The 25,397-nt window shown below is 70.4% G+C and carries 23 protein-coding genes and 2 tRNA genes; 19 read left to right on the top strand and 6 right to left on the bottom strand.

Translation table 11 applies throughout. The features are described from left to right. Nucleotide 1 precedes the first annotated feature (1 nt). The 3 genes from M2157_RS17315 to M2157_RS17305 all read left to right on the top strand — a co-directional run bounded on the left by M2157_RS17315 (nucleotide 2) and on the right by M2157_RS17305 (nucleotide 3,141). On the top strand, nucleotides 2-1,420 hold the full coding sequence (locus tag M2157_RS17315; RefSeq protein WP_280865668.1) for a dipeptidase: 1,419 nt from the start codon (nucleotides 2-4) through the stop codon (nucleotides 1,418-1,420). 154 nt (nucleotides 1,421-1,574) lie between these two features. Then, the gene (gene nudC, locus M2157_RS17310; protein WP_266389315.1) at nucleotides 1,575-2,519 is read left to right on the top strand and encodes an NAD(+) diphosphatase; all 945 of its coding nucleotides are present in this window, start codon (nucleotides 1,575-1,577) and stop codon (nucleotides 2,517-2,519) included. A gap of 10 nt (nucleotides 2,520-2,529) precedes the next feature. Beyond that, the gene (locus M2157_RS17305; RefSeq protein ID WP_280862674.1) at nucleotides 2,530-3,141 is read left to right on the top strand and encodes a class I SAM-dependent methyltransferase; all 612 of its coding nucleotides are present in this window, start codon (nucleotides 2,530-2,532) and stop codon (nucleotides 3,139-3,141) included. 32 nt (nucleotides 3,142-3,173) lie between these two features. On the opposite strand, the gene M2157_RS17300 is transcribed toward M2157_RS17305, so the two are convergent. Continuing rightward, nucleotides 3,174-3,416 carry a mycoredoxin gene (locus tag M2157_RS17300; protein WP_095750180.1) on the bottom strand — a complete coding sequence of 81 codons (243 nt, stop codon included), beginning with the start codon at nucleotides 3,414-3,416 and terminating at the stop codon, nucleotides 3,174-3,176. 185 nt (nucleotides 3,417-3,601) lie between these two features. Here M2157_RS17300 and M2157_RS17295 point away from each other — a divergent pair, with 185 nt between their 5' ends. From M2157_RS17295 to M2157_RS17280, 4 genes are all read left to right on the top strand, one after another. Beyond that, nucleotides 3,602-5,797: an ATP-dependent DNA helicase UvrD2 gene (locus M2157_RS17295; RefSeq protein ID WP_280862673.1), complete on the top strand. Its 2,196-nt coding sequence runs from the start codon at nucleotides 3,602-3,604 to the stop codon at nucleotides 5,795-5,797. A 169-nt stretch (nucleotides 5,798-5,966) separates the two neighbouring features. Further along, the gene (locus tag M2157_RS17290) at nucleotides 5,967-6,290 is read left to right on the top strand and encodes a hypothetical protein (RefSeq protein ID WP_266522107.1); all 324 of its coding nucleotides are present in this window, start codon (nucleotides 5,967-5,969) and stop codon (nucleotides 6,288-6,290) included. A gap of 175 nt (nucleotides 6,291-6,465) precedes the next feature. Further along, nucleotides 6,466-6,834 carry a WhiB family transcriptional regulator gene (locus M2157_RS17285; protein WP_030784068.1) on the top strand — a complete coding sequence of 123 codons (369 nt, stop codon included), beginning with the start codon at nucleotides 6,466-6,468 and terminating at the stop codon, nucleotides 6,832-6,834. Beyond that, nucleotides 6,831-7,154 (top strand): hypothetical protein, encoded by a 324-nt coding sequence (locus M2157_RS17280; RefSeq protein ID WP_280862672.1) that lies wholly within the window; start codon nucleotides 6,831-6,833, stop codon nucleotides 7,152-7,154. Before M2157_RS17285 ends, M2157_RS17280 begins: the two co-directional genes overlap by 4 nt. Nucleotides 7,155-7,297: 143 nt before the next feature. On the opposite strand, the gene M2157_RS17275 is transcribed toward M2157_RS17280, so the two are convergent. Together M2157_RS17275 and M2157_RS17270 are read right to left on the bottom strand one after the other, a co-directional pair. Next, a complete protein-coding gene (locus M2157_RS17275) occupies nucleotides 7,298-8,668 on the bottom strand; it encodes an AarF/ABC1/UbiB kinase family protein (RefSeq protein WP_280862671.1) in 1,371 nt (456 codons plus the stop codon). Then, entirely contained in the window at nucleotides 8,661-9,878 is a 1,218-nt protein-coding gene (locus M2157_RS17270) for a TOMM precursor leader peptide-binding protein (protein ID WP_280865667.1), read from the bottom strand. The genes M2157_RS17275 and M2157_RS17270 overlap by 8 nt, the downstream gene beginning before the upstream one ends. Before the next feature lie 261 nt (nucleotides 9,879-10,139). Here M2157_RS17270 and M2157_RS17265 point away from each other — a divergent pair, with 261 nt between their 5' ends. From M2157_RS17265 to M2157_RS17250, 4 genes are all read left to right on the top strand, one after another. After that, nucleotides 10,140-10,736, top strand: a complete 597-nt coding sequence (locus M2157_RS17265) for a M48 family metallopeptidase (RefSeq protein WP_280862669.1) — start codon at nucleotides 10,140-10,142, stop codon at nucleotides 10,734-10,736. 115 nt (nucleotides 10,737-10,851) lie between these two features. Further along, nucleotides 10,852-12,441: a TerD family protein gene (locus tag M2157_RS17260; RefSeq protein WP_280862668.1), complete on the top strand. Its 1,590-nt coding sequence runs from the start codon at nucleotides 10,852-10,854 to the stop codon at nucleotides 12,439-12,441. Between the two features lie 4 nt (nucleotides 12,442-12,445). Continuing rightward, complete coding sequence (locus tag M2157_RS17255) at nucleotides 12,446-13,123, top strand: AIM24 family protein (protein ID WP_280862667.1); 678 nt, start codon at nucleotides 12,446-12,448, stop codon at nucleotides 13,121-13,123. Nucleotides 13,124-13,142: 19 nt separating this feature from the next. Then, nucleotides 13,143-13,880 carry an AIM24 family protein gene (locus M2157_RS17250; protein ID WP_280862666.1) on the top strand — a complete coding sequence of 246 codons (738 nt, stop codon included), beginning with the start codon at nucleotides 13,143-13,145 and terminating at the stop codon, nucleotides 13,878-13,880. A gap of 49 nt (nucleotides 13,881-13,929) precedes the next feature. Here M2157_RS17250 and M2157_RS17245 read toward each other — a convergent pair whose 3' ends face one another. Together M2157_RS17245 and M2157_RS17240 are read right to left on the bottom strand one after the other, a co-directional pair. After that, nucleotides 13,930-14,451: an NUDIX hydrolase gene (locus tag M2157_RS17245; protein WP_280865666.1), complete on the bottom strand. Its 522-nt coding sequence runs from the start codon at nucleotides 14,449-14,451 to the stop codon at nucleotides 13,930-13,932. Continuing rightward, nucleotides 14,448-15,878, bottom strand: a complete 1,431-nt coding sequence (locus tag M2157_RS17240) for a zinc-dependent metalloprotease (protein ID WP_280865665.1) — start codon at nucleotides 15,876-15,878, stop codon at nucleotides 14,448-14,450. The genes M2157_RS17245 and M2157_RS17240 overlap by 4 nt, the downstream gene beginning before the upstream one ends. A 192-nt stretch (nucleotides 15,879-16,070) precedes the next feature. Between M2157_RS17240 and M2157_RS17235 the strand changes: the two genes are divergently transcribed. From M2157_RS17235 to M2157_RS17220, 4 genes are all read left to right on the top strand, one after another. Next, complete coding sequence (locus M2157_RS17235; protein WP_280862664.1) at nucleotides 16,071-17,186, top strand: SDR family oxidoreductase; 1,116 nt, start codon at nucleotides 16,071-16,073, stop codon at nucleotides 17,184-17,186. 204 nt (nucleotides 17,187-17,390) lie between these two features. After that, nucleotides 17,391-17,852 carry a molybdenum cofactor biosynthesis protein MoaE gene (locus M2157_RS17230; protein WP_280862663.1) on the top strand — a complete coding sequence of 154 codons (462 nt, stop codon included), beginning with the start codon at nucleotides 17,391-17,393 and terminating at the stop codon, nucleotides 17,850-17,852. Nucleotides 17,853-17,974: 122 nt separating this feature from the next. Further along, nucleotides 17,975-18,163 carry a hypothetical protein gene (locus tag M2157_RS17225; RefSeq protein WP_280862662.1) on the top strand — a complete coding sequence of 63 codons (189 nt, stop codon included), beginning with the start codon at nucleotides 17,975-17,977 and terminating at the stop codon, nucleotides 18,161-18,163. Between the two features lie 36 nt (nucleotides 18,164-18,199). Then, nucleotides 18,200-19,297 carry a PDZ domain-containing protein gene (locus tag M2157_RS17220; RefSeq protein WP_280865664.1) on the top strand — a complete coding sequence of 366 codons (1,098 nt, stop codon included), beginning with the start codon at nucleotides 18,200-18,202 and terminating at the stop codon, nucleotides 19,295-19,297. A gap of 108 nt (nucleotides 19,298-19,405) precedes the next feature. On the opposite strand, the gene M2157_RS17215 is transcribed toward M2157_RS17220, so the two are convergent. Then, nucleotides 19,406-19,948 carry a PPA1309 family protein gene (locus M2157_RS17215; RefSeq protein ID WP_280862660.1) on the bottom strand — a complete coding sequence of 181 codons (543 nt, stop codon included), beginning with the start codon at nucleotides 19,946-19,948 and terminating at the stop codon, nucleotides 19,406-19,408. Nucleotides 19,949-20,148: 200 nt separating this feature from the next. On the opposite strand from M2157_RS17215, the gene M2157_RS17210 reads away from it, so the two are divergent. The 4 genes from M2157_RS17210 to M2157_RS17195 all read left to right on the top strand — a co-directional run bounded on the left by M2157_RS17210 (nucleotide 20,149) and on the right by M2157_RS17195 (nucleotide 25,392). Beyond that, nucleotides 20,149-23,076 (top strand): UPF0182 family protein, encoded by a 2,928-nt coding sequence (locus tag M2157_RS17210; RefSeq protein WP_280865663.1) that lies wholly within the window; start codon nucleotides 20,149-20,151, stop codon nucleotides 23,074-23,076. A 55-nt stretch (nucleotides 23,077-23,131) separates the two neighbouring features. Continuing rightward, nucleotides 23,132-23,205 (top strand) — tRNA-Met (locus M2157_RS17205). A 207-nt stretch (nucleotides 23,206-23,412) separates the two neighbouring features. Then, the gene (locus M2157_RS17200; RefSeq protein WP_280862658.1) at nucleotides 23,413-25,248 is read left to right on the top strand and encodes a tetratricopeptide repeat protein; all 1,836 of its coding nucleotides are present in this window, start codon (nucleotides 23,413-23,415) and stop codon (nucleotides 25,246-25,248) included. 70 nt (nucleotides 25,249-25,318) lie between these two features. Further along, nucleotides 25,319-25,392 (top strand) — tRNA-Met (locus M2157_RS17195). Nucleotides 25,393-25,397 lie beyond the last annotated feature (5 nt).

Raw genomic sequence — 25,397 nt, 5'->3', positions numbered from 1 at the left:
CATGACCATGAGCCAACCCGTTGACAGTGCCGTCAGCGCCGTCCGTACGTACATCGAGCAGCACCGCGCCGCCTTCCTCGACGACCTCGCCGAATGGCTGCGCATCCCGTCCGTCTCGGCGCAGCCCGACCACGGCCCCGATGTACGCCGCAGTGCCGACTGGCTCGCTGCCAAGCTCAAGGAGACCGGGTTCCCCACGGCCGAGGTCTGGGAGACCCCGGGCGCGCCCGCCGTCTTCGCCGAGTGGCCCGCCGAGGACCCGACGGCGCCCACGGTCCTCGTCTACGGCCACCACGACGTACAGCCCGCCGCCCGCGAGGACGGCTGGAACAGCGACCCGTTCGAGCCGGTCGTCCGCGACAACCGCCTCTACGCGCGCGGGGCCGCCGACGACAAGGGCCAGGTCCTCTTCCACGCCCTCGGCGTCCGCGCCCACCTCGCCGCCACCGGCCGCACCGCCCCCGCGGTGAACCTGAAGCTGCTGATCGAGGGCGAGGAGGAGTCCGGCTCACCCCACTTCCGTGCCCTCGTCGAGGAGCACACGCACCGGCTCGCCGCCGACGCCGTGATCGTCTCCGACACCAGCATGTGGGATGAGAACACCCCCACCGTGTGCACCGGCATGCGCGGCCTCGCCGAGTGCGAGATCCGGCTGTACGGCCCCGACCAGGACATCCACTCGGGCGCCTTCGGCGGCGCTGTGCCCAACCCGGCCACGGCGGTCGCCCGTCTGGTCGCCGCCCTGCACGACGAGCACGCACGCGTGACCGTCCCCGGCTTCTACGACGGCATCGTCGAACTGACCGGTCGTGAGCGTGAACTCTTCGCCGAGCTGCCCTTCGACGAGGAGCAGTGGCTGCACACGGCCAAGTCGCACGCCACCCACGGCGAGTCAGGACACACCACCCTGGAGCGGATCTGGACCCGTCCCACCGCCGAGGTCAACGGCATCGGCGGCGGCTACCAGGGGCCCGGGAGCAAGACGATCATCCCGTCGTCGGCCATGGTGAAGCTGTCGTTCCGTCTGGTCGCCGGCCAGGACCCCGATCACATCGAGAAGGCCGTCCGCACCTGGGCCACCGAGCAGGTGCCGGCCGGGATCCGGCACGAGATCACCTTCTCGCCCGCCACGCGCCCGTGCCTGACCCCGCTCGACCACCCTGCGCTGCAGTCCGTGGTCCGCGCCCTGAGTCGCGCCTTCGAGAGCTCGGTCCGCTTCACCCGCGAGGGTGGCTCCGGCCCCGCCGCCGACCTCCAGGACGTCCTCGGCGCACCCGTGCTGTTCCTCGGCATCTCCGTCCCCTCCGACGGCTGGCACGCGCCGAACGAGAAAGTCGAGCTCGAACTGCTGCTCAAGGGCGTCGAGGCCTCCGCCTACCTGTGGGGTGATCTCGCCGAGCACTGGAGCCACGCGCCCTGACTGTCCCGCGCCCGTCGGCCCGGCAGCGCATGGGGCACCCTGAAAGGGCCGCCCCGTACCGCGAAGCCCCGCCGGACCCGGTCGCCCTCCGACGTACGTCCCGCCGAACCGTTCGCCGAAACAATCCGCTGCACCGGGGGAGTTGGAAGCACCCGTGACCACCTGGACCGACCACACCGCCGACCGTCCCGTCTCGCTCACCGCCCCCAGCGGCATCGACCGCGCCGCGCACCACCGGCTCGACGAGGCCTGGCTCGCGGCAGCGTGGAGCCACCCCACAACCCGCTGCTTCGTGGTGTCCGGCGGTCAGGTCCTGATCGACGAGACGGCTGACGGCCGTACCGAACTCGTCATGACCCCGTCCTTCGAGGCCCCGCTCACCGAGGCGCACCGCTACTTCCTCGGCATCGACGAGGAAGGCGTGCGCTACTTCGCCCTCCAGAAGGACGCCCTGCCGGGCCGCATCGACCAGTCCGCGCGTGCGGCCGGTCTGCGCGAGGCCGGCCTGCTGCTGTCCGCGCGCGAGGCGGGCCTGATGGTGCACGCGGTCGGCCTGGAGAACTGGCAGCGGACCCACCGCTTCTGCTCCCGCTGCGGCGAGCGCACCGTCATCGCCGCGGCCGGCCACATCCGCCGCTGCCAGGCCTGCGGAGCCGAGCACTACCCGCGCACCGACCCTGCCGTGATCATGGCCGTGACGGACGACGAGGACCGCATCCTGCTCGGCCGCCAGGTGCACTGGCCGGAGGGCCGCTTCTCGACCCTCGCCGGATTCGTCGAGCCGGGCGAGTCCATCGAGCAGTCGGTGCGCCGCGAGGTCTTCGAAGAGGCCGGGATCACCGTCGGCCCGGTCGAGTACGTGGCCAGCCAGCCCTGGCCGTTCCCCTCCAGCCTCATGCTCGGCTTCATGGCCCGTGCCACCTCCACCGAGATCAATGTCGACGGGGACGAGATCCATGAGGCCCGCTGGTTCTCCCGCGACGAACTGGGCGCCGCCTTCGAGACCGGAGAGGTCCTCCCGCCGTACGGCATCTCGATCGCGGCCCGTCTGATCGAGCTCTGGTACGGCAAGCCGCTGCCGACGAGGAGTTTCGTCTGAGAGGACGGGCGTGCCCGACCCGTACTGGAACCACAACGTCCACTACCACCGACTGGTGCTCGACGCCGTACCGGACGGCTGTCGCGAGGCCCTGGACGTGGGGTGCGGTGACGGGCTGCTCGCCCGCAAGCTGGCCGGGAAGGCCGCGTTCGTCACGGGCGTGGACCGCTCACCGGAGATGATCCGGCAGGCGCGCGCGACCGCCTCCGGGAACATCACGTTCCTGGAGGCGGACTACCTGGACGGCGCCGCCCTGCCCGAGGGCAAGTACGACTTCATCAGCGCGGTCGCCGTGCTGCACCACGCGCCCTTCGAGGACGCGGTCGAGGGCCTGGTCCGGCTGCTGGCCCCCGGCGGACGGCTGGTGATCGTCGGGATGGCGTACAACAGAACGGCGCTGGACTGGGTGATCAGCGGCTGTGGCGTACCCGTGTCGCTGCTCCTCAGACGGCGACGGGGCGGCAAGCGGGCGCCGGCCGGCATGCCCATGGAGGACTCGACCTTGAACTGGGGCGAGGCCCGCAGGGCTGCCCGCCGCCTTCTGCCCGGCTGCCGCTACCGGCGCCGACTGCTGTGGCGCTACACGGCGGTGTGGGACAAACCACAAAAAGGCGGTTCCTGAGCTGCCTCAGGAACCGCCGATCTCCCACAGTGTTACGCGCCGACCTTCTGCTTCACCTGCGCCAGCGACGGGTTCGTCAGCGTCGAGCCGTCGGCGAAGAGCACGGTCGGAACCGTCTGATTCCCGCCGTTCGCCTTCTCCACGAAAGCCGCGGACGCCGGGTCCTGCTCGATGTTGATCTCGGTGTACGCGATGCCTTCGCGGTCCAGCTGCTTCTTCAGCCGCTGGCAGTAACCGCACCAAGTGGTGCTGTACATCGTCACAGTGCCCTGCATGTCTCGCGCGCTCCTTCGGTGGCTCGGGGGAAGAGCTCGTCCGTTGAGGGAACGTATGCGACCGGTGCGCCATTCCCGGCCCGCGGGTCCCCGGCCAGGTGACACCTGCCGCATTAGTACGACTGCGGCTACCTGCCTGTGGACAACCGGCTCACCCGTCACCGCCGACCTGGCAGCATGGCCGTGTGACAGCAGCAACGCACTCCACGCTCTTCCCGCGCACACCGGACTCGGCCGACGCGGTGCTCGAAGGGCTTGATCCCGAGCAGCGCGAGGTGGCCACCGCCCTGCACGGGCCGGTGTGCGTGCTGGCGGGCGCCGGTACCGGCAAGACCCGGGCGATCACCCACCGCATCGCCTACGGGGTGCGGGCCGGAATCCTCCAGCCCTCCAGCGTGCTCGCCGTCACCTTCACCAACCGCGCCGCCGGAGAGATGCGGGGGCGACTGCGCCAGCTCGGCGCCGCGGGCGTCCAGGCGCGTACGTTCCACTCGGCGGCCCTGCGCCAGCTCCAGTACTTCTGGCCGAAAGCCGTCGGTGGGTCCATGCCCCGGCTCGTCGACCGCAAGATCCAGCTCGTCGCCGACGCGGCCGCCGCCTGCCGCATCCGCCTCGACCGGGGCGAGCTGAGGGACGTCACCGGCGAGATCGAATGGTCCAAGGTCACCCAGACCGTTCCGTCCGACTACGCCCTCGCGGCAGCGAAGGCCGGCCGCGAGACCCCGCGCGCCGCGGCCGAGATCGCACAGCTCTACTCCGCCTACGAGGACCTCAAGCGCGATCGCGCCGTCATCGACTTCGAGGACGTCCTGCTGCTGACCGTCGCCATCCTCCAGGACCGGCACGACATCGCCGAACAGGTCCGTTCCCAGTACCAGCACTTCGTCGTCGACGAGTACCAGGACGTCAGCCCCCTTCAGCAGCGCCTGCTCGATCTGTGGCTCGGGCGCCGCGACAGCCTGTGCGTCGTCGGCGACGCCAGCCAGACGATCTACTCCTTCACTGGCGCAACTCCCGACCATCTCCTCGACTTCCGTGTCCGCCACCCCGGCGCCACCGTCGTCAAGCTGGTCCGCGACTACCGCTCCACGCCCCAGGTCGTCCATCTCGCCAACGGCCTGCTCGCCCAGGCCCGCGGCCGCGCCGCCGACCACCGGCTGGAACTGATCTCCCAGCGCCGGGCCGGCCCCGAGCCCGTCTACACCGAGTACACCGACGAGCCCGCCGAGGCCGAGGGAGCCGCCCGCCGCATCCGGGAGCTCATGGACGCGGGCGTCCGGGCCAGCGAGATCGCCATCCTGTTTCGCACCAACTCGCAGTCCGAGACCTATGAGCAGGCCCTCGCCGACGCCGGAGTGCCCTACCAGCTGCGCGGCGCCGAGCGGTTCTTCGACCGTCCCGAGGTTCGCAGGGCCATCGTCAACCTCCGGGGTGCGGCCCGCTTCGGCGGCAACGACTCGCGGTTGGACGACGCCGTCGACCTGCCCTCGCAGGTGCGTGCCGTCTTGTCGGGCGAGGGCTGGACCACCGTGCCGCCGGCCGGCTCCGGGGCCGTCAGGGAGCGCTGGGAATCGCTGGCCGCCCTGGTGAACCTCGCCCAGGACTTCGCCGCCGCGGGAGCCGGCGCCACTCTGAACGACCTCGTGGCCGAACTCGACGAGCGGGCCACTGCCCAGCACGCCCCGACCGTCGAGGGCGTCACCCTCGCCTCCCTGCACTCGGCCAAGGGTCTGGAGTGGGACGCCGTGTTCCTGGTCGGTGTCGCCGAGGGCATGATGCCGATCAGCTACGCGAAGACGGACGAGCAGATCGAGGAGGAGCGCCGGCTCCTCTATGTCGGCGTCACCCGCGCCCGCGAGCGCCTTCACGTCTCCTGGTCGCTGTCCCGCTCGCCCGGCGGCCGCCCAAACCGCCGCCCCAGCCGCTTCCTCGACGGACTGCGCCCCGGCTCCACCGCCACCGCGGGGCGGACTGCGGGTGGCGGTTCCGGAGGCGTCGAGCGCGGCTTCACGCGCCCCGTCGGCGCCGCTCCCCGACGCACCCAGCGCACCCCGGCGCGCTGCCGGGTGTGCGGGCGCACGCTCACCGACGCGGGCGAGATGAAGCTCATGCGCTGCGAGGACTGTCCCTCCGACATGGACGAGGGACTCTACGAGCGCTTGCGCGAATGGCGTGCGGTGCAGGCGCAACGCAGCGGACAGCCTGCCTTCTGCGTCTTCACGGACAAGACCCTGATGGCGATCGCCGAGGCCGTGCCCGACGACGAGCACGAGCTCGCGCGGATCCCTGGCGTCGGCATGCGCAAGCTCAACCGGTACGGAGCCGATGTGCTGACCATCTGTGCAGGCCAGGACGTTTCGGAGGAAGAAGACGAGGACTGATCCCAACTCGTCGGAAAAATAGTTTGCGCATGCCCCAGCAATCCCCATAGGTTCTTAGCCACGGGGACGGAGGCCTTCTCGGAGGCCCCGATTCCGTGTTCTACTTGCATTTCCGTCGGACAGCGGCTCGCGCCGCCGTCCCCAGAGACGCCGAGAGGAGGCGATTGAAGTGATCAGCATCAACAGCAGCACGGCCATCAGCTCGGCCAAAATGACCGATCGCTCGGTCGTCTCCGCGTGCATGCTCGGCGTTTCGAACCTGGGCACCGGTCTGTCCGGCATTCCTGCCGCGCGTCCGGCGTCCTCCGTGTCTCTCTCGGTCCTTCCGGTCCGTGAGCGCAATGAGCGACCGACCAAGGCACTGGAAGCAGTAGTGGCACAGGCGCATGTCTATGCCTTTGCCGCGGCCGGTGCCGGATTCCGGAAGCAGACGACCCAGCACCACCTGATGTGGGCCTTCCGTGGGCCAGAACCCTGGAGTGATCCAGCCTGATCGTCGATCAGGCCGGCGCCTTCAGGGCCGCGGAACCCCATCCGGGATCCGCGGCCCTTCTGTTTTCCCCGAACGGGGAGAGCGGAGCGAAGGGGCCTCGGGACAAGAAAAGAACCCGGTACCTAGCGACTACCGGTCCAACAGGGCCGGACCGAACAGACGAGGAAGACAACCCGTGCAACTCGAAGCGCACGCCCCGTCCGTACCGCCTTCCGAAACGATCCCCCCGCCCGGCCTCACGGAGGACTCCGCCTTGACTCCGCTCACCGCGCTCACCGCGCTCGACGACGCCATCGAGAACCTCGGCGTACCCGTCCCCTGCCGTTCCTACGACCCGGAGGTCTTCTTCGCCGAGTCGCCGGCCGACGTCGAGTACGCCAAGTCCCTCTGCCGCACCTGCCCGCTGATGGAGGCCTGCCTCGCCGGCGCCAAGGAGCGGCGTGAGCCCTGGGGCGTCTGGGGTGGCGAGCTGTTCGTCCAGGGTGTCGTCGTCGCCCGGAAGCGGCCGCGTGGCCGCCCGCGCAAGAACCCGGTCACGGCATGAACACCACAGGAACGATCGACCGTCCCCTCACGAACGACCCCACGAAGCAGGCCCCGATGAAGCCGTCCACCAGCGAGCCCGCCGGCTCCGCGATCCCGGATTTCACCACCACCGACGCGTCCGACTCGCGTCAGAACAGGACCCGAGAGATGCAACTCATCCCAGAAGCCCTGGCTCGTGCGCATATGCACGACCGACTGCATGAGGCCGAGCAGGAACGCCGGGCGATCCGCCTGGCGACCGCCCGCCGGATGCAGCGCCGGGCCGAGCGCGCCTCCCTGCGTGCTCGCCGTGCGCTCGCCATCGCCGTCATGCAGTAGATCCCGACCCACACCTGAAGCGGTGGTCTCCCGAAGCGAGCAGAACTGAGCTCACCGGGAGGCGAAAGCTCTCCCCCGCGGGGGCCGGTCCGTCCGAACGGACCGGCCCCCGCGCTGCGTTGTGCGTGGTGACGAAGACCCGTTCACGCCTCCGCCGCGGAACCCTCCTCGTCCAGGTACTCCTCCGGCACGAACCCGGGCAGCCACTCCTCCAGTTCCTCGCGCAGCCGGACGGCCGCGCCCAGCTGGCACAGGACGCCGATGGTGCTCAGGGTGACCCTGTGTATCAGGAGGTACGCCGGGGGGAGGTTGAGCTGCTTGCCCAGTTGGTGGGCGGGGGAGCGGGGGTCTGCGATCCGGGCGGCCTGGCTGCGCATCCAGCCGCGGGTGAAAGTGAACTCGTCGACCTCGGCCGGTTCGATGATCGGCAGCAGGTAGTCGAGGACCGCGTCGGGGTCCAGCTCTATCGACTCCTTGACGAAGCCCTCCACGCGGAGGAGTTCGTAGACCGCTTCCGCCTCGCCGTCCAGCGTCATGCGCAGGGAGGTGCCGATGGTGTCCGGCAGCCCGCCCGGGAGCCGGTCGACCGTGCCGAAGTCCAGGACGCCCAGGCGCCAGTCCTCCTCGCCGCCCGGACCGCCTGGCAGGAGCCGGAAGTTGCCCGGGTGCGGGTCGGCGTGCAACAGGCCGGTGCGGGCGGGGCCGGAGAAGAGGAAACGGGCCAGGAGTTGTCCGGCGCGGTCGCGCTGCTCCTGGGTGCCGTCGGAGATCACCTCCGACAGGGGCACACCGTCGATCCACTCCGTGATCAGGACCTGGTCGCTCTGGTGGACCACGGCCGGGACCACGACGTCCGGATCGCCCGCGAACTCCTCCGCATGGGCCTGCTGGGCCTGTGCCTCCAGGCCGTAGTCGAGTTCCTCCGAGACCCGGTCGCGCAGCTCGGCGATGAGCGGCTTGATGTCGATCCCCGGGACCAGGGGCCCCAGCAGACGGGCGAAGCGGCCCAGTTGGTTCAGGTCGGACAGCAAGGCCTCGCCGGCTCCCGGGTACTGGACCTTGACCGCCACCTCGCGCCCGTCGTGCCACACGGCCCGGTGCACCTGGCCGATGGACGCCGCCGCGGAGGGCTTGTCGTCGAACTCGGCGAACAGCTCCCGCCAGTCCTCGCCCAGCCGCTCCTCGAGCACGGTGTGCACGGTGCGGGTCGGCATCGGGGGCGCCGCCTCCTGCAGCTTCGTCAGGGCCGCGCGATAGGGGCCGGCGACCTCCTCGGGGAGCGCCGACTCGAAGACGGACAGGGCCTGGCCGAACTTCATGGCACCGCCCTTGAGCTCCCCGAGCACCTTGAACAACTGGTCGGCGGTGCGCTGTTGCAGCTCGCGGCCGACGATCTCCGCGGACTCGCCCACGATCCGCTTGCCGAGTCCCCAGGTGGCCCGCCCGGCGAAGCCGAGCGGGAGCGCGGCGAGCTTGGCGGTCCGGGTGACCGCCTTCCGGGGAAGATCAGACATGCGCCCTCCAGGTCCCAGCAGGCCGTGGCGCGGTTGCCTTCCGGCACAACTCCTCCGACGACCCTTGCTCCGTCATTGTCTCGTGCGCAGCCTCCTCCTTGGAGGTGTGTTCTCCCTTACCTTTCTCCGCGGCCCCGCACGGACATGCGGGATGCGGCCACACCGGCCGCGCGTGCCAGCTCAGACCGGGCAGCGAGACCTCCCAGCGGGCGCCCGCGCTCGACGGGAGGCGGCCGTCCAGGAAAGCGAGCGCGTGCGCGGCCGCAAGTCCGGCGACTGTAGTGGCCAGTGCCAGGTCACAGGGCCGCGCCGAAATCCGTCTGCTGCCCGAACGCCACTGGGCGACCAGCCGGGGCCAGGCCTGGTCGCGGTCGGTCCGTGTCTCGTGCAGACAGCCCGCGCAGCCCGTCTCGCCCGGCAGGACGAGAGGGCCGACCACTCCTGTGGCCTCGACCACACCGGCGTACAGATGAGGTGTGCCGGACCGGACGAGGGGCTCGCCGGTGGCCGGGGCGGGCGCGTGCACGTCGATGTCGTCCCGCGGGGCCAGGACCACCAGGGAGAACCCGGGGTCGTCCGCCCCGGCCGAGGCCCGGGAGCCACTGCGGGGCGGGCGCCCCGGCGCCGCCGCGGACACCGCCCGGCGTGCGGCCGTGTCCCTGCGGTCGCCGACGGAGCCGGCGGGCAGCCCACCCGGCGCCACGTCCCAGGGCTCGACCTGCCCGCTGTCCCGCACGTCGACCTCCCCGACGCCGGCGCCCGAGAGCAGCGCGGCCAGCACCACACCCACCCGGCCGGCACCTCTGACCTGCACACGCAGTGAACGGCGGGCGGCCAGGAGTCTCATCGCGTCACCCGGCTCCGACGTGGTCAGCGAGAGGGACGCCAGGTCGGGCGCCAGCCGGTCGAGGACCTCCTTCTTCCCTCGCAGCGCGTCCGCGTCCGGCCCGCCGCCCCTCGCGTCGTCGACGAGCCCGGCTCGCGCGAGCCGCCCCACGAGCGTGTCGACACGGCCCTCGGGCAGATCCATACGGCGTCCCTCCTCGCGCAGCAGCGCGAGACCGCGTGTGCCGTTGAGCAGGTCGAGGAAGCTGCCCGTCGCCGTGTCCATCGGACCCAGCGTCAGCGCGTGCGCCGGGGTCATCCCGAACTGCACGGTGTTGAGATCGCGCCAGCCCCGCCGGAGCGCGGGTTTCATCTGCGGAACCATTGTTTGCTCGAGCGGAACCACTGCTTGCATGACAGGCCCCCGTAGCCCTCGTAGAACGTCCCCGTCCGTCGCCGGAGCCCGGGCGACGGTCGGTCGCGGCTCAGGCGGCGGTGCCAGCATGCCCGGACCCGGCCGTCACGTGCCGAAAGTTGTCCACAGGTGAGGGCCATTCGTCGTACAAATCAGACGCATGGCGGGCGATCGGAACCGAACCGTCCCGGAGTCGGGACTTCACCCGTGTGCAGCGGGTAACGTCAGGGCGTGCCCGCCGACCCACTGCACAGCGCCGGAAAGCCACAGCGCAGTACGACGAGCCAGCCGCCGAGCGGCTCGGGGGCGAGCGCGATCGAGGTGCGCAGGAGCAGCCGTCGCCGCCGGACGGTCTCCGCGTACCGCGAGGGCGATCGCACCGTCGTGCTCATCCCTGCCCGGATGTCCGAGGCGGAGGAGCAGCGCTGGGTGAGCGTCATGCTCGACAAGCTGGCCGCTCAGGAGAGCAAACGGGTCCTCGGCGACACCGAGCTCTCCGAGCGCGCCCAGCGGCTTTCGGCCCAGTACTTCGATGGCCGGGCACGGCCCGCGTCGGTCCGCTGGGTCACCAACCAGAACACCCGCTGGGGCTCGTGCACCCCGTCAGAGGGCAGCATCCGGCTCTCGCACCGCCTCCAGGGCATGCCGGAGTACGTCGTCGACTACGTCCTGCTCCATGAGCTCGCGCATCTGCTGGTGCCCGGACACGGGCCCCGTTTCTGGCGGTTGCTGGAGGCCTATCCGCGCACCGAGCGGGCCAAGGGCTATCTCGAAGGCGTGGTCGCCGCGGACCGGTTGCCGCACCTTCCGGACGTCCGCGGAGAGTGACCGCCGGCCCGAACGGGTTTTTGTACCGGATCTGTACCGACCTGCACCGGTGTCCGAGTTTGCCGTTAGCCTGTCGCGACGCACTCGTATTCGGGATGGGGGACGGTCGTTACGCATGGCCAGGGAATTCCAACGCGGCCACAAGGCCAAGATCAGTGACCTGACCGCGGGCACGGATCTGTACGTAGGTGTGCAGATCTCCGGCCCCGGACTGACCTTCGACATCAGCTGCTTCGGCCTCGACGCCGATGAACGGCTCTCGGACGACCGGTACTTCATCTTCTTCAACCAGCCGAAGTCTCCCGAGGACTCCATCCAGCTCCTGGGCGCGCAGTCGGGCGACACGGAGTCGTTCCGGGTCACGCTCGATCAGATTCCGTCGCAGATCCAGAAGCTGTCGTTCACGGCGACGATCGACGGCGACGGCCAGATGTCGCAGATCGCCCCCGGCTATCTCCGGATCGTCGCCGGTGGCGAGGAAGTGGCCCGGTACTCCTTCGACGGCAGCGAGTTCTCCACCGAGCGTGCCGTGATGGTGGGCGACCTGTACCTGAAGGACGTCTGGCGGTTCGCCGCGGTCGGCCAGGGCTTCGACGGCGGCCTCGACGCGCTGCTGAAGAACTTCGGCGGCGAGGTCGCCGAGGAGGAGCCCGAGGCCGCGCCCCAGCAGCCCGCCGTCCCGGCCCAGTCCCAGGCGCCGGCCTTCGCCCCGCCCCCGCAGGCCGCCGCGCCGGCACCTTCGTTCGGCGCGCCGCCGGCCCCCGCTCAGGCGCCGCCCGCGCCCGCCGCTCCGCCGGCCGCCGGGGCCACTCCGCCCGCGCCCGCCGCGCCGACGAGCCCGCAGACGTTCACTCCGCCGGGGCAGACCTTCACGCCGCCCGGCGCACCTCCGGCGGGACAGTACGCGCCCCCCGGCGCACCGGCGGGCCAGTTCACGCCTCCGGGCGCCGTCGCCGGCCAGTTCGCACCCCCCGGTGCCCCCGGAGCCTTCCCCGGCCAGGCGCAGCCCTTCGGCGGCGGCACCCAGCTCGCCCCCGTGCCGCCCGAGGCCAACGTCCGGGTCGTCCTGACGAAGTACGCGGAAGCCCCCGTCGGTGACCGCTGGACCGAGCAGAACACGAACCTGGTGCGGGCCACCCTCACCAAGGACGCCCCCATCCTCGCCAAGCAGGGCAGCATGGTCGCCTACCAGGGCGACATCGACTTCGCCCACAAGGGCTCGGGCCTGCTCGGCAAGCTCACCGGGGCGCTCACCGGCCAGGGCATGTCCCTGATGCGCTGTACGGGCAACGGCGAGGTGTTCCTCGCCGACGAGGCCAGCCGCGTCTTCGTCATCCGTCTCCAGGGCGAGCAGATCTACACCAGCGCCCAGGGTGTGCTCGCCTTCGACGAGTCCCTGGAGACCGAGGTCCGCCGCATCGAGGGCGCGGGACTGCCCGGCGGGGGCTTCTTCAGCATGCTCTTCTCCGGCACGGGAGCGGTTGTCGTCAAGACACGCGGCGTGCCCGTCGTCCTTCCCGTCGGCGCGGCCACCTACGTCGACGGCAACGCCGTCATCGCCTGGTCCGCCGGTGCGCAGGCGGTCACCACGACCTCGCTCAGGCTGCGCCGCTCCGGGTACGCCCGGCAGACCACCGAGGCCGTGAACCTCCAGTTCCGCGGCGCCCCCGGCAACTTCGTCGTCGTACAGCCCTTCGAGGTGTGAGGCCATGGACTCCCAGACTCTGACCGCGCACCGCGTCGCCGCGACCGGCGTCCGCATGAGTGTGCACAGCTCCAAGACGCTCAAGGTCACCATGGTCACCGGGCAGGACCTGATCGCCAAGGCCGGCTCGATGATCGCGTACGACGGTTATGTGCAGTTCGACGGGGCGCCCGCGAGCCTGCGCCGCTCGGCGGAGGAGATGGTCACCGGCGAGGGCGGCAAGCTGATGCTGGCGCGCGGCGACGGCGATCTCTACCTGGCCGACTACGGCGGCGACATCCTCGTCCTGCACCTCAACGGCGAGGCCCTGTCGGTCAACGGCGCCACGCTGCTGGCCTGCGACGCCTCGCTGGAACTGGCCATCGAGCCGGTCAAGGGACTCGCCAAGCTGTCCGGCTCGGGCCTGACCAACCTCGTCATCAAGGGCACCGGCTGGGTCGCCCTGGTCAGCCGGGGCATCCCGATGGCCCTGGACTGCGCCGAACGTGAGACGTACGTCGACCCGGACGCCCTCGTCGCCTGGACGACCGGCCTGGAGATGAAGGCCCGCCGCACCATCAAGGCGAGTGCCCTCATCGGCCGCGGCAGCGGCGAGGCCTTCCAGATCGGCTTCAAGGGGCAGGGCTTCGTCGTCGTCCAGCCGAGCGAGGACACCGGCGACCGATTCAAGATCCGGGGCTGAGGGGAGCACCAGGCACATCATGCACAGCACACTCTTCGCACATGTCCCGGTCGAGTCGACCGGGCGCTACACCCTGCAGAACCCGCAGCTCCTGAAGACCGACGTCACCCAGGGCAGCAGCGCCGTTCTCGCCCGGCAGGGCGCAATGGTGGCCTTCGAGGGCCAGGTCGAGTTCGACAGCCAGTACCGCAACCGCAGTTGGCGCAACGTCGAGCGGATGACCGGCGAGCGCCTCGAACTCATGCGCTGCAAGGGCAACGGCGTCGTCTACCTGGCCAACCTCGCCCAGCACCTGCACATCATGGAGGTCGGCAGGGGCATCACGGTCGACAGCTCCTCCGTCCTGGCCTTCGACGGCTCCCTCGGTGTCGGCATCGTCGCGGTGGACAGCGCCGTCGAGGTGGCCGCCGCGGGCGCCTACAACCTGGAGCTGTCCGGCTCCGGCCAGGTCGTCCTCATGACCTCCGGCGAGCCCCTGGTGCTGGAGGTGGGACCGGACAAGAACGTCTGCGTCGACTCCGACGCCGTCATCGCCTGGTCCACGTCCCTGCGCACCCAGCTCCAGGCGCCCACCTCCACCTCCGGAGTGTGGCGCCGCCGGGGGACCACCGGCGAAGGCTGGGAGATGCACTTCGGCGGCACGGGCCACGTCCTGGTCCAGCCCAGCGAACTGCTGCCGCCGCAGGGCCTGCGCAACGGCGGGATGCTCGGTCAGTTCGGCATGCGCGGCAACTCCCTCGGGGGCAGCAACAGCTAGCCATGCGTAAGGGGCGCCTGCCATTGCCTGGCGCCCCTTACCCGTGGGCTCACAGCCTCGCGCGGGTCGCTTCCAGCAGTCGTACGACCGAATCGTCCGCCACGGCCGCCACCTCGTCGTAGGCGAACCACCGCACGTCGAGCGATTCGTCGCTGACCGTCTCCACGGCCCCCGACGGAGCGAGCGCCGCGTACTGGACGTCGAAGTGGCAGTGGCACGGCGGCGGAATCGGATGCCGGTCCAGGCGCACCGGGCCGCCCGGCAGCAGTGCCAGGCCGGGGATGCCCGACTCCTCCGTCGCCTCGCGCAGGGCCGCCGCCTCCAGGGAGGTGTCGGCCGGTTCGCAGTGGCCGCCCATCTGCAGCCACATGCCCAGCTTCTTGTGGAGGGTCAGCAGAGCCCGTCCGCGCTCCGGGTCGACGATCAGGGCACTCGCCGTGATGTGGCCCTCCTCGCAAGCCTTCCACATGCCGTCCGGGTGTACCGCCAGATGGTCCAGGTAGGCCTGGCGAAGATCCGCCTGGTCCTCGTAACCCTTGAGGACCAGGGCGGCGTCGTCATGGAGGGTCACTCTGCGCTGCCGTCCTCGGCGGAGTCGTCCTTCTTCTTGAGGTCGGGCTTCTCCGCGGCCTCGCCGAGCATCTTGTCCAGCTCGGAGAAGTCCAGCTGCTCGCGGTGCACGAAGCCGTCCGGGTCGTCCAGGTCGGACGCGGTCGGCAGCATGTCCGGGTGGGACCACAGGCCGTCACGGCCGTCGACACCGCGCGCGTCGGTGAGCGAGGCCCACAGACGGGAGGCGTCCCGCAGGCGGCGCGGACGCAGCTCCAGCCCGATCAGCGTGGCGAACGTCTGCTCGGCCGGACCGCCCGAGGCGCGGCGGCGGCGCAGGGTCTCGCGCAGCGCGTCGGCGGACGACAGACGCGGCTTCGCGGCCGCGTGGACCACCGCGTCCACCCAGCCCTCCACGAGAGCCAGAGCGGTCTCCAGACGGGCCAGGGCCGCCTTCTGCTCCGGGGTGTCCTCCGGCTGGAACATCCCCTGCTGGAGGGCGTCCTGGAGCTGCTCGGGGTTCTGCGGGTCGAACTGGCCGACCACGTCCTCCAGCTTGGCGGTGTCGACCTTGATCCCGCGCGCGTAGCCGTCGACCGCGCCGTACAGGTGCGAGCGCAGCCACGGCACGTGTGCGAAGAGGCGCTGGTGGGCGGCCTCGCGCAGGGCGAGATACAGTCGCACCTCGTCCTTGGGCACGCCGAGGTCCTTGCCGAAGGCCTCGATGTTCGCCGGCAGCAGCGCGGCCTTGCCGGCCGGGCCGAGCGGCAGGCCGATGTCGGTGGAGCCGACGACCTCGCCCGCGAGCACGCCGACGGCCTGCCCGATCTGGGTGCCGAACATGGCCCCGCCCATCGAGCGCATCATGCCGATCAGCGGGCCCGCCATGGCCTGCATCTCCTCCGGCAGGACATCACCCATGGCGTTGCCCACGCGCTCGGCGACCGGGTCGACGAGCTCCTTCCACGCGGGCAGGGTCGCCTCGACCCACTCCGCGCGGGACCACGCCACGGCGGAGCCCGCGCCGGACGGCAGCGACGTCGCGTCGTCGAGCCACAGGTCCGCCAGGCGTACGGCCTCCTGAACCGCGGTGCGCTCGGCCGGGCCGATGCTCGCGTCCTTGGTGCCGTCCGCGGTGCCCTGGGACACCGTCTGGCGGGCGATCTGCTTGGCCATGTCCCAGTTCACGGGGCCGCCCTCGTACGAGAGCATCTGGCCCAGCTGCTGGAAGGCGGCGCCCAGGTCGTTGGGATTCAGTGAACCGAACATGGCTGCGAGCGGATTGTCCGCACCGGGGCCGCCAAAGCCTCCGGCTCCGGGCAGACCGCCGAAACCGAACGGGTTGGCCGGTCCCTGACCACCACCGCTCTCCTGGTCCTTCTTCTTGCCCTCGTCGCCGTCGTCCGGCTCCTCCGGCGGAAGGCCGAATCCGAATGGGGTGTCACTCACGGGATTCCTCGGCTGGTAAGGCCACCGGTTGCCTCCGGCGGCGCGGCTGCCCGATAACACCACCCAGCGTAGACACCGACGGCCGTTCGGGCCTCGGTGCTCCGCCGACTCTCCGCCTGCGGCAGGATGGATGCCACCTGGTACGTACGCGTCACTCGCGTTCCTACTGAAGACAACCGCTGGAGACGCCCGGTGAGTTCCCCTGATCCGCAGGTTCGCGCAGCGCGAAACCAGTCAACCAACCCCGCCGCGCGCCGGCCAGTCGTCGCGGTCACCGGCGCCGCGTCCGGCGTCGGAGCGCTGCTGACCGAGCGGCTGGCCGCCTCGGAGGAGATCAAGCAGGTCATCGCGCTGGACGAGCGGCGTGGTGAGTGCGCCGCGGCGCAGTGGCACATCCTGGATGTGCGGGATCCGGCCATCGCCGAGAAGCTGCGCGGGGCCGACGTCGTGGTGCATCTGGCGCTCGACCTCGATCTGGAGACGGACCCGGCCGCGCGTACGGCGTACAACGTCCGGGGGACGCAGACCGTGCTGACCGCCGCGGCGGCCGCCGGCGTCCACCGGGTCGTGCTGTGCACCTCCGCCATGGTCTACGGGGCGCTTCCGGACAACGAACTGCCCCTCTCGGAGGACGCCGAGCTACGGGCCACCGCGGAGGCGACCGGGGTCGGGGACCTGCTGGAGATCGAGCGGCTCGCGCGGCGCGCCCCTCGGGCGCATCCCGGGCTCAATGTCACCGTCGTGCGGCCCGCCGTGCTGGTCGGCGGAGGCACCGACACCGCTCTGACCCGGTACTTCGAGTCCCCGCGGCTGCTGGTCGTGGCCGGGTCCCGGCCCGCCTGGCAGTTCTGCCATGTCGAGGATCTGTGCAGCGCTCTGGAACACGCCGTCCTGGAGAAGGTCGACGGGGAGCTGGCCGTCGGGTGTGACGGGTGGCTGGAGCAGGAGGAGATCGAGGAGCTCAGCGGGATCCGCCGGATGGAGTTGCCGTCGGCGGTCGCGCTCGGGGCGGCGGCCCGGCTGCACCGGATCGGGCTGACACCGTCTCCCGCGGGCGATCTCGCGTACACGATGTACCCCTGGGTGGTGAGCGGGAGCCGGCTGCATGACGCCGGGTGGCGGCCGCAGTGGACCAACGAGGAGGTGCTCGCGGAGCTGCTGGAGGAGGTCGCCGGGCGGCACACGGTCGCCGGGCGGCGGCTGGGGCGGAAGGACGCGACGGCTGCGGGGGCCGCGGGGGCGACGGTGGCGCTGCTCGGTGCGGCGGCTGTGGTGCGACGGGCCAGGAAGGCGCGGCGGCGGATCTGACCGGAGCGCCCCGGTGCCGCGCGAGGTTGACCGGCGGCCGCGGGTTCGCTGCGGCTGGTCGCGCCCACGCGGCGGAGCCGCAGATCGATACAGCCCCGCGCCCCTGCGGGGCGCGCCCCCTGTACGAGCCTCCAAACGCACACACGCGTGTGCCGGGTGATAGCGCTATTTCCCGTGGTCTCAGGAGTGCGGCACGATGGACGCATGGCACCCACTTACGACCACCCCGGTGAGCAGGCCGCCGATGAGCCGATCAAGCTGATCGCGATCCGTGAGACCCCGCTCTCCCTCGACGAGGTCTTCCGGGCCGTCGGGGACGACTCCGCCGGGGGGACCGCCCTGTTCGTCGGGACCGTCAGGAATCACGACGGGGGAGCCGACGTCGACAAGCTCGGGTATTCGTGTCACCCCAGTGCCGAGGCCGAGATGCGGCGCATCGCCGAAAAGGTCGTCGCCGAGTTTCCGGTGCGGGCCCTTGCCGCCGTGCATCGGGTCGGGGACCTCGGGGTCGGGGATCTCGCCGTCGTCGTCGCCGTTTCCTGCCCTCACAGGGGAGAGGCCTTCGAGGCCTGCAGGAAGCTGATCGACGATCTCAAGCACGAAGTGCCCATCTGGAAGCACCAGACGTTCTCCGACGGTACGGAGGAATGGGTCGGCGCCTGCTGAACCCTTCCTTCACCCCTCCGGTTGCGTAACCGCACCCCTGGCGTGAGCGTTGTCAGTGCGGATGGTTAATCTGCTGATCAGTCAGTTTTCGCGGTCGCTCAGCGTGGGGTCGGGAGGTCGGCATGGGGGCGCTCATCTGGTTGTTGATTCCGTTCGTGGCCGCGGTCGCCGCCGGGTTGTGGGGCAGCTGGGCCAACCGGACCCGGAGGATGCGCAGCGACGGCCCCGAGCTCGACGGTTACGCCCGTTTCCGCGCCGCGATGGAGAAGTCCACTCCGGCACCTGACGACCGGGTGACGACGGCGCCCTGACGATGGTCTGACAGGAGCGTCCCGTACTGTCGTGCCATGCCACGCCGCACCGCGACGATGCTCGCCTCCACCCTGATGCTGATCGCGCTCCTGTGCGCGGGAGTCTTCATCAAAGTGCCCTACGCCGAGATGTCACCGGGCCCCACGGTGAACACCCTCGGTGACCACGGCGGCGAGCCGGTGCTGCAGATCTCCGGGCGCAAGACGTATCCGACGAGCGGTCACCTGAACATGACCACCGTCCGGGTCACCAGCGCCGACTACAAGATGAACCTCGTCGAGGCCGTCTACGGCTGGCTCGCGCACGACAACAAGGTCGTACCGCACGACACCCTCTATCCGGACGGCAAGACCGAGGAGCAGTCCACCCAGGAGAACGCCGAGGAGTTCAGCCAGTCCCAGGAGAGCGCCAAGGTCGCCGCCCTGAAGGAACTGGACGTCCCGGTGCAGGCCTGGGTGATCGTCTCCACCGTCGTGAAGGACTCCCCGGCCGAGGGCAGACTGCACGCCGGTGACGTGATCAAGGCCGTCGACGGTACGACGGTGAAGGAGCCGGACGACGTCGCCAAGCTGGTGACCAAGCACAAGCCCGGCGAGGACGTCGTGTTCACGATCGTCCCGGCGAAGGAGCAGGCCGCCGCCGAGAAGGCGCACCGGACGGCGACGAAGACCGAGAAGATCACGATCACGACCAGGACGTCCGACGACGAGGGCGAGAAGCGCGCCATCGTCGGGATCGCCGCCGGGACCGACCACACCTTCCCGTTCACCGTCGACATCAAGCTCGCCGACGTCGGCGGCCCGAGCGCCGGTCTGATGTTCGCGCTCGGCATCTACGACAAGCTCACCCCGGGCAGCCTGACCGGCGGCAAGTTCGTCGCCGGCACCGGGACGATCGACGACGACGGCAAGGTCGGCCCGATCGGCGGCATCGAGATGAAGACGGTCGGCGCGCGCGACAAGGGCGCCCAGTACTTCCTGACCCCCGCCGACAACTGCGCGGCCGCCGCCAAGGACACCCCCGGCGGACTCACCCTGGTCAAGGTGAACACCATCGACGACGCCCTCGGCGCCCTCAAGGACATCCGCGAGGGCAGGACGTCCGACCTGCCGAAGTGCACGACCAAGAGCTGACCGGCACGCGCGTGTACGACGACGGGGGCGCCCCTCACACCGAGGGCGCCCCCGTCGTCGTACCGGAAGAACTTGCAGACCTGGAAGAACTTGAAGACCTGGAAGACCTCAGTCCGCGAACGTCGCCGACAGGGCCTCCGCCAGGCCGGGAACCAGGTCGCGGCCCGTGAGGACCTCCGTCGGGGTGTCCTTCTCGCGCAGGCGCAGGGCCGAGTCGCGGGTGCCGTCGCGCAGGACCGCGACCGTCATACGGACCTCCTGGCGTGCCGGGTGCTCGGCGACCCACTTCGCCAACCGGGCCTCGCTCAGCCCCTGCGGGACGGACGCCTCGGCGGACGGCGGCAGCATCAGGCGCTCCACGGTGAGCGCGCAGCCGACGACCGCGCCGGGCCAGGCGATGGTGCCGAGGAACTCGTCGAGCGGCTTGCCCGCGGGAATCTCGTCCTGCTCGATGGGGGTCAGACCCGAGGACTCCTGCGCGTCCTCCAGACCGAGCTGGCTCGCGAGAGCGGGTTCCTGAGCTCGCAGCTGTGCGGTGTCTACGAGGGCGAAGAGGCGAGCGGGCTGGTCCCAGCCGAGGCCGGAGGCGTACTCGTCGATCTCGAGTACGGCCCGGGTGAGCGGGCTCGCTGCCATGGGAGTGTTGGACATGGTCACAATCCTGCCTCGTTCGTGACCGGAATCGGGAACCGAGTAAACGGTGAGTAAGTTGCATAGGTGTGGGCCCGCGATCACGGGGGCTCTGGAGGGGCTCGCGAACACGGGGGCCTGACGGATCGACAGCGAACTTCGAGGTGCGCACCTTGGCTTTCCAGATGCCGGACCGCGGCGGAGGCCCGACGGGGCCGCGGATGAGAGTGGGCCGCCCGTCCCGGCGCGCCCGGACCCTGCTCATGACGCTGGGCGTCCTTGCCGTTCTCGGCATGGCGTTCACCATGTTCGCGGGCTTCTGGACGGACTGGCTCTGGTACCGCTCGGTGAACTACTCGTCCGTGTTCACCACCACGCTGTGGACCAAGATCGGGCTGTTCTTCGTCTTCGGTCTGCTGATGGCCCTCGCGGTCGGCTTCAACATCTGGCTGGCCCACCGGCTGCGCCCGCCGCTGAGCGCCATGTCCATGGAGCAGCAGAACCTCGATCGCTACCGGATGGGCATCGCGCCCTACAAGAGGTGGCTGCTGCTGGGGATCGTCTCCCTGGTCGGCCTGATCGCCGGCGCCTCCGCCTCCAGTCAGTGGCGGACCTGGCTGATGTGGGTCAACGGCGTCTCCTTCGGCCAGAAGGACCCGCAGTTCCACCTCGACATCTCCTTCTACACCTTCGACCTGCCCTGGTACCGGTTCCTGCTCGGCTTCGGCTTCGCCGCAGCGATCCTCTCGGTGATCGCCGCCGCGCTCACTCACTACCTGTACGGCGGTCTCAGGATCACCTCCCCGGGCGCGCGGGCCACGGCCGCCGCGACCGGGCACCTGTCGGTGCTGCTCGGCCTCTTCGTCGCCCTGAAGGCGGTCGCGTACTGGCTGGACCGGTACGGCCTCGCGGTCAAGTCCAGCGACTTCAAGGCGACCGACAGCTGGACGGGCCTCAGGTACGTCGACGCGAACGCCTATCTGCCGGCCAAGACGATCCTGTTCTGCATCGCCGTGATCTGCGCCCTGCTGTTCTTCGCCACCCTGTGGCGGCGCACCTGGCAGCTGCCCGTGATCGGCTTCGGTCTGATGGTGCTCTCGGCGATCCTGATCGGCGGGCTCTACCCCGCGATCGTCCAGAAGTTCCAGGTCCAGCCGAACGAGCAGGCCAAGGAAGCGCCGTACGTCGAGAAGAACCTCAAGGCGACGCGTGAGGCGTACGGCATCGACGACGCCTCCGTGAAGGAGTACGACGGCAAGCCCACCACCACGGACAAGACCAAGCTGCGCGACGACGTCGACGCCACGGCGAGCATCCGGGTCGTGGACCCCAACGTGGTCTCGCCGACGTTCCAGCAGCTCCAGCAGATGCGGAACTACTACGCGTTCCCGACCAACCTGGACGTCGACCGGTACAGCAAGGACGGCAAGGACCAGGACACGGTCATCGGTCTGCGCGAGCTGAACCTCGCCGGTATCCCGAAGAACAACTGGATCAACGACCACTTCCGCTACACCCACGGTTACGGCGTGGTCGCCGCGAAGGGCACCGAGGCCGACGCCGAGGGCCGCCCGGTCTTCACCGAGTCCAACCTGCCGTCCCAGGGCGACCTCGGGACGTACCAGCAGCGCGTCTACTACGGCGAGAAGACCACCGAGTACTCGATCGTCGGCGGTCCCCAGAAGGAGATCGACTACTCCGACGACAACGGCGAGAAGACCTACAGCTACAAGGACAAGAGCGGGGTCAACCTCTCCAACCCGGTCAACCGGGCCGCGTACGCGGTGGCGTTCAGCGAGCCGCAGATCCTCTACTCCGGAGCGATCGGCGAGGGCTCGAGGATCCTGTACAACCGCACGCCCAAGCAGCGCGTCGAGGCGGTCGCCCCCTGGCTGACCATCGACGGCGACGCCTATCCGGCGGTGGTGAACGGCAAGATCCAGTGGATCGTCGACGCGTACACGACGACGAACGGCTACCCGTACGCCTCCCGTACGACCCTGGGCGACACGACGGCCGACTCGCTGACCGCGACCAACAACTCCCGCGCGGTGGTGGCCCAGCAGAACCAGGTCAACTACATCCGCAACTCGGTGAAGGCGACCGTCGACGCGTACACCGGCGAGGTCAAGCTCTACCAGTGGGACACCAAGGACCCGGTCCTCAAGACCTGGATGAAGGCGTTCCCGGGCACGGTGGAGCCGAAGAAGGACATCTCCACCGACCTGATGGCTCATCTGCGGTATCCGCAGGACCTGTTCAAGGTCCAGCGTGAGCTGCTGGCCCGCTACCACGTCGAGGACGCGGACACCTTCCTCAGCGGCAGCGAGGTGTGGCAGGTGCCGGACGACCCGACCAACAAGTCGGGCGACGCGGTGCCGCCGTACTACCTGAGCATGAAGATGCCCGACCAGTCGGCACAGGCGTTCTCGCTCACGACGACGTTCACACCCAACGGCCGGGACAACCTCAGTGCGTTCATGTCGGTCGACGCCGAGGCGGGCACCAGCGACTACGGCAAGATCAGAATCCTGAAACTGCCGACCAACACCACGGTCAACGGGCCCAAACAGGTGCAGAGCCAGTTCAACTCCGAACAGGACATCGCCGAGACCATCAGCCTCCTCAACAGAGGCGACTCCAATGTGGAGTACGGCAATCTCCTGACGGTGCCGCTCGACGGAGGACTGCTCTATGTGGAGCCGGTCTACGTACGCGGTGGTGGACTCAAGTACCCACTGCTGCGGAAGGTGCTGGTGACCTACGGCGGCAACACCGCCTTCGAGGACACCCTCGACGAAGCCCTGAACAAGGTCTTCGGAGCGGACGCTTCGACGACTCCGCCACCGGACGACGACGGCGGGACCACCAAGCCGCCGCCGACCTCCAGCAACCCGACGGTCCAACAGGCGCTGGACGACGCCCAGAAGGCCTTCGACGCCGGCCAGGAAGCCCTGAAGAAGGGCGACTGGGAGGCGTACGGCCGGGCCCAGGAGGATCTGGAGGACGCGCTCAAGCGGGCCGAGGACGCGCAGGCCGCGGCGGACAAGAGCGGCGGCAGCAGCGCGAAGCCCAGTAGCAGCCCGAGTCCCAGGAGCAGTCCCAGCAGCAGTCCCCGAAGTAGTCCGAGCAGCAGTCCCAGCGGCTGAGCAGCCGCTGGTCAAATGCCCACCCCCGTACCGTGATACGGTTGCGACACAACGGCGCGGGGTGGAGCAGCTCGGTAGCTCGCTGGGCTCATAACCCAGAGGTCGCAGGTTCAAATCCTGTCCCCGCTACTGAAAGCGAAGGCCCGGATCCTCTTGAGGATCCGGGCCTTCGTGGTGTGCGAACGCATGTGCCGACCGATGGGACGGCCGTGCCGCCTCGGGGAGTTGGGGACGACTGTGTTTGACTTGTCTCTCTGTGGGCATGTCGACAAAACGCTGAAGTGACCTCAATGGCTGCGGTATACCAGGTGTACCCAGGTTGCAGGTGGTGCGACGATGGACGTTATGGGGGACAAGGCAACTCTGTTGGAGACAGGGCGTTTTGTGCAGCCTGCCGATTTTTCGGAGTCGACGGGCGACTTGTCGCAGCCCATGGACCGGGACGAAACCGGGGAGGCTGCGGAGGAGGCACGTCAGCGTCTTGCCGCGCAGAGCGGTGACGTCGAGGCGATGAGCGTCCTCGGCGCCCTCCTGCTGCGCCGCGGTGACCTCGACGGAGCCGAGCCCCATCTGCGTGCCGCCACCGCCGCGGGCGACCGGGCCGCCGCCAACAACCTGGGCGTCCTGCTGCACCAGCGCGGCTACGCCGAGGACGCCGCCGGCTGGTGGCGGATCGCCGCCGTCGCCGGATCCGCCGCGGCCGCGCACGCACTGGGACGCCACCACCGTGAGCGGGGCGACGAGCCCGCCGCCGAGTACTGGCTGCGCCAGTCCGCCGAGCAGGGGCACGCGCTGGGCGCCTACGCGCTCGCCGACCTGCTGGAGCACCGCGGGGACACGGGCGCCGAGCAGTGGATGCGGATCGCCGCCGAGCGGGGGCACCGGGAGGCTGCCTACCGGCTGGCCCGCGCGCTCGACCGCCGGCTGGGCCCCGAGGGGGACGTCGGGGACGACCACGGTGCCGGGGCCGAGGCCGAGCAGTGGTACCGGCAGGCCGCCGCGCGGGGACACCGCCGGGCGGCGCTGCATCTCGGGGCGATACTGGAGAGGCGCGGTGCGCTCAAGGAGGCCGGGCGCTGGTATCTGACCTCCGCCAAGGACGGGGAGGCGCGGGCCGCCTGCGCCCTCGGGTTCCTGCTGCGGGACGCCGGTGACACCGAGAGCGCCGCCGTGTGGTGGCTGCGCGCGGCCCAGGACGGGGACGGCAACGCGGCCAACGCGCTGGGCGCCCTGCACGCCGAGCGTGGCGAGTCGCAGACGGCCGAGCGCTGGTACCGGGCGGCGATGGACGCCGGCGACGACAACGGCGCCTACAACCTGGGGCTGCTCTGCGCCGAGCAGGGGCGGACCGCACAGGCCGAGCAGTGGTACCGGCGGGCCGCGTACGCGGGGCACCGGGAGGCGGCCAACGCGCTCGCCATTCTGCTGCTCCAGGGCGGGGACACGGCCGGGGCGGAGCCCTGGTTCTCCAAGGCCGCGGAGGCCGGGAGCGTGGACGCCGCGTTCAACCTCGGGATCCTGTTCGCCGGGCGGGACGAGGAGGCCGTCGCTCTGCGGTGGTACGAGCGGGCGGCCGCCGCCGGACACACCGAGGCCGCACTTCAGGTGGGCATCGCCCGGCTGCGGGACGGGGACGAGGCCGAGGCAGAGCGGCATCTCCGGTGTGCGGCGGGGGGCGGCAGCGCGGAGGCCGCGTACCGGCTGGCGACCGTGCTGGACGCCCGGCGGCCGCCGGTGCCCGCGCACTCGCTCGGCGAGCCGGTGCACACGGAGAAGAGCGAGTGCGAGGAGTGGTACGAGCGGGCGGCCTCCCAGGGGCACCGGCGCGCTCAGGTGCGGGTGGGCATGCTCGCCGCCGCTCGGGGTGATGTCGTGGAGGCGGCCCGGTGGTACCGGGAGGCCGCGGAGGCGGGGTCCCGGAACGGAGCCTTCAATCTGGGGCTGCTGCTCGCCAGGGAGGGGAGCGACCCGGAGGCCGCCGTGTGGTGGACCCGGGCGGCCGACGCGGGGCACGGGCGGGCGGCGTTGCGGCTGGCCCTGGTCTACGCGCGTCGGGGAGAGCTGGCCGAGGGACAGCGGTGGGCCGACAGAGCGGTGGCCCTGGGACCGGCCGAGGTGGCCGAGCGGGCTGCTCGGCTGCGGGACGCGTTGCGTGAGGAGCTGTCGGCGTAGCGATCCGCGGCGGAGCGCTGGAAGCGATTTGCCTCTGGCCTCCTCCTTCACGTAACGTTGCATTCATCGCCGCGGGGTGGAGCAGCTCGGTAGCTCGCTGGGCTCATAACCCAGAGGTCGCAGGTTCAAATCCTGTCCCCGCTACTGAC

It is taken from the genome of Streptomyces sp. SAI-127, from assembly GCF_029894425.1.
GTDB lineage: Bacteria > Actinomycetota > Actinomycetes > Streptomycetales > Streptomycetaceae > Streptomyces.
This window is presented reverse-complemented; position numbering and strand designations above follow the sequence as displayed.

What these genes read in the sequence shown, in the direction of transcription:
- M2157_RS17315 (WP_280865668.1), top strand. Translation starts at nt 2, where the DNA reads ATGACCATGAGCCAACCCGTTGACAGTGCCGTCAGCGCCGTCCGTACG.
- M2157_RS17300 (WP_095750180.1), bottom strand. Translation starts at nt 3,416, where the DNA reads ATGCAGGGCACTGTGACGATGTACAGCACCACTTGGTGCGGTTACTGC.
- M2157_RS17280 (WP_280862672.1), top strand. Translation starts at nt 6,831, where the DNA reads ATGAACACCACAGGAACGATCGACCGTCCCCTCACGAACGACCCCACG.
- M2157_RS17275 (WP_280862671.1), bottom strand. Translation starts at nt 8,668, where the DNA reads ATGTCTGATCTTCCCCGGAAGGCGGTCACCCGGACCGCCAAGCTCGCC.
- M2157_RS17270 (WP_280865667.1), bottom strand. Translation starts at nt 9,878, where the DNA reads ATGGTTCCGCAGATGAAACCCGCGCTCCGGCGGGGCTGGCGCGATCTC.
- M2157_RS17260 (WP_280862668.1), top strand. Translation starts at nt 10,852, where the DNA reads ATGGCCAGGGAATTCCAACGCGGCCACAAGGCCAAGATCAGTGACCTG.
- M2157_RS17255 (WP_280862667.1), top strand. Translation starts at nt 12,446, where the DNA reads ATGGACTCCCAGACTCTGACCGCGCACCGCGTCGCCGCGACCGGCGTC.
- M2157_RS17250 (WP_280862666.1), top strand. Translation starts at nt 13,143, where the DNA reads ATGCACAGCACACTCTTCGCACATGTCCCGGTCGAGTCGACCGGGCGC.
- M2157_RS17230 (WP_280862663.1), top strand. Translation starts at nt 17,391, where the DNA reads ATGGCACCCACTTACGACCACCCCGGTGAGCAGGCCGCCGATGAGCCG.
- M2157_RS17225 (WP_280862662.1), top strand. Translation starts at nt 17,975, where the DNA reads ATGGGGGCGCTCATCTGGTTGTTGATTCCGTTCGTGGCCGCGGTCGCC.
- M2157_RS17220 (WP_280865664.1), top strand. Translation starts at nt 18,200, where the DNA reads ATGCCACGCCGCACCGCGACGATGCTCGCCTCCACCCTGATGCTGATC.
- M2157_RS17215 (WP_280862660.1), bottom strand. Translation starts at nt 19,948, where the DNA reads ATGTCCAACACTCCCATGGCAGCGAGCCCGCTCACCCGGGCCGTACTC.
- M2157_RS17210 (WP_280865663.1), top strand. Translation starts at nt 20,149, where the DNA reads ATGAGAGTGGGCCGCCCGTCCCGGCGCGCCCGGACCCTGCTCATGACG.
- M2157_RS17200 (WP_280862658.1), top strand. Translation starts at nt 23,413, where the DNA reads ATGGACGTTATGGGGGACAAGGCAACTCTGTTGGAGACAGGGCGTTTT.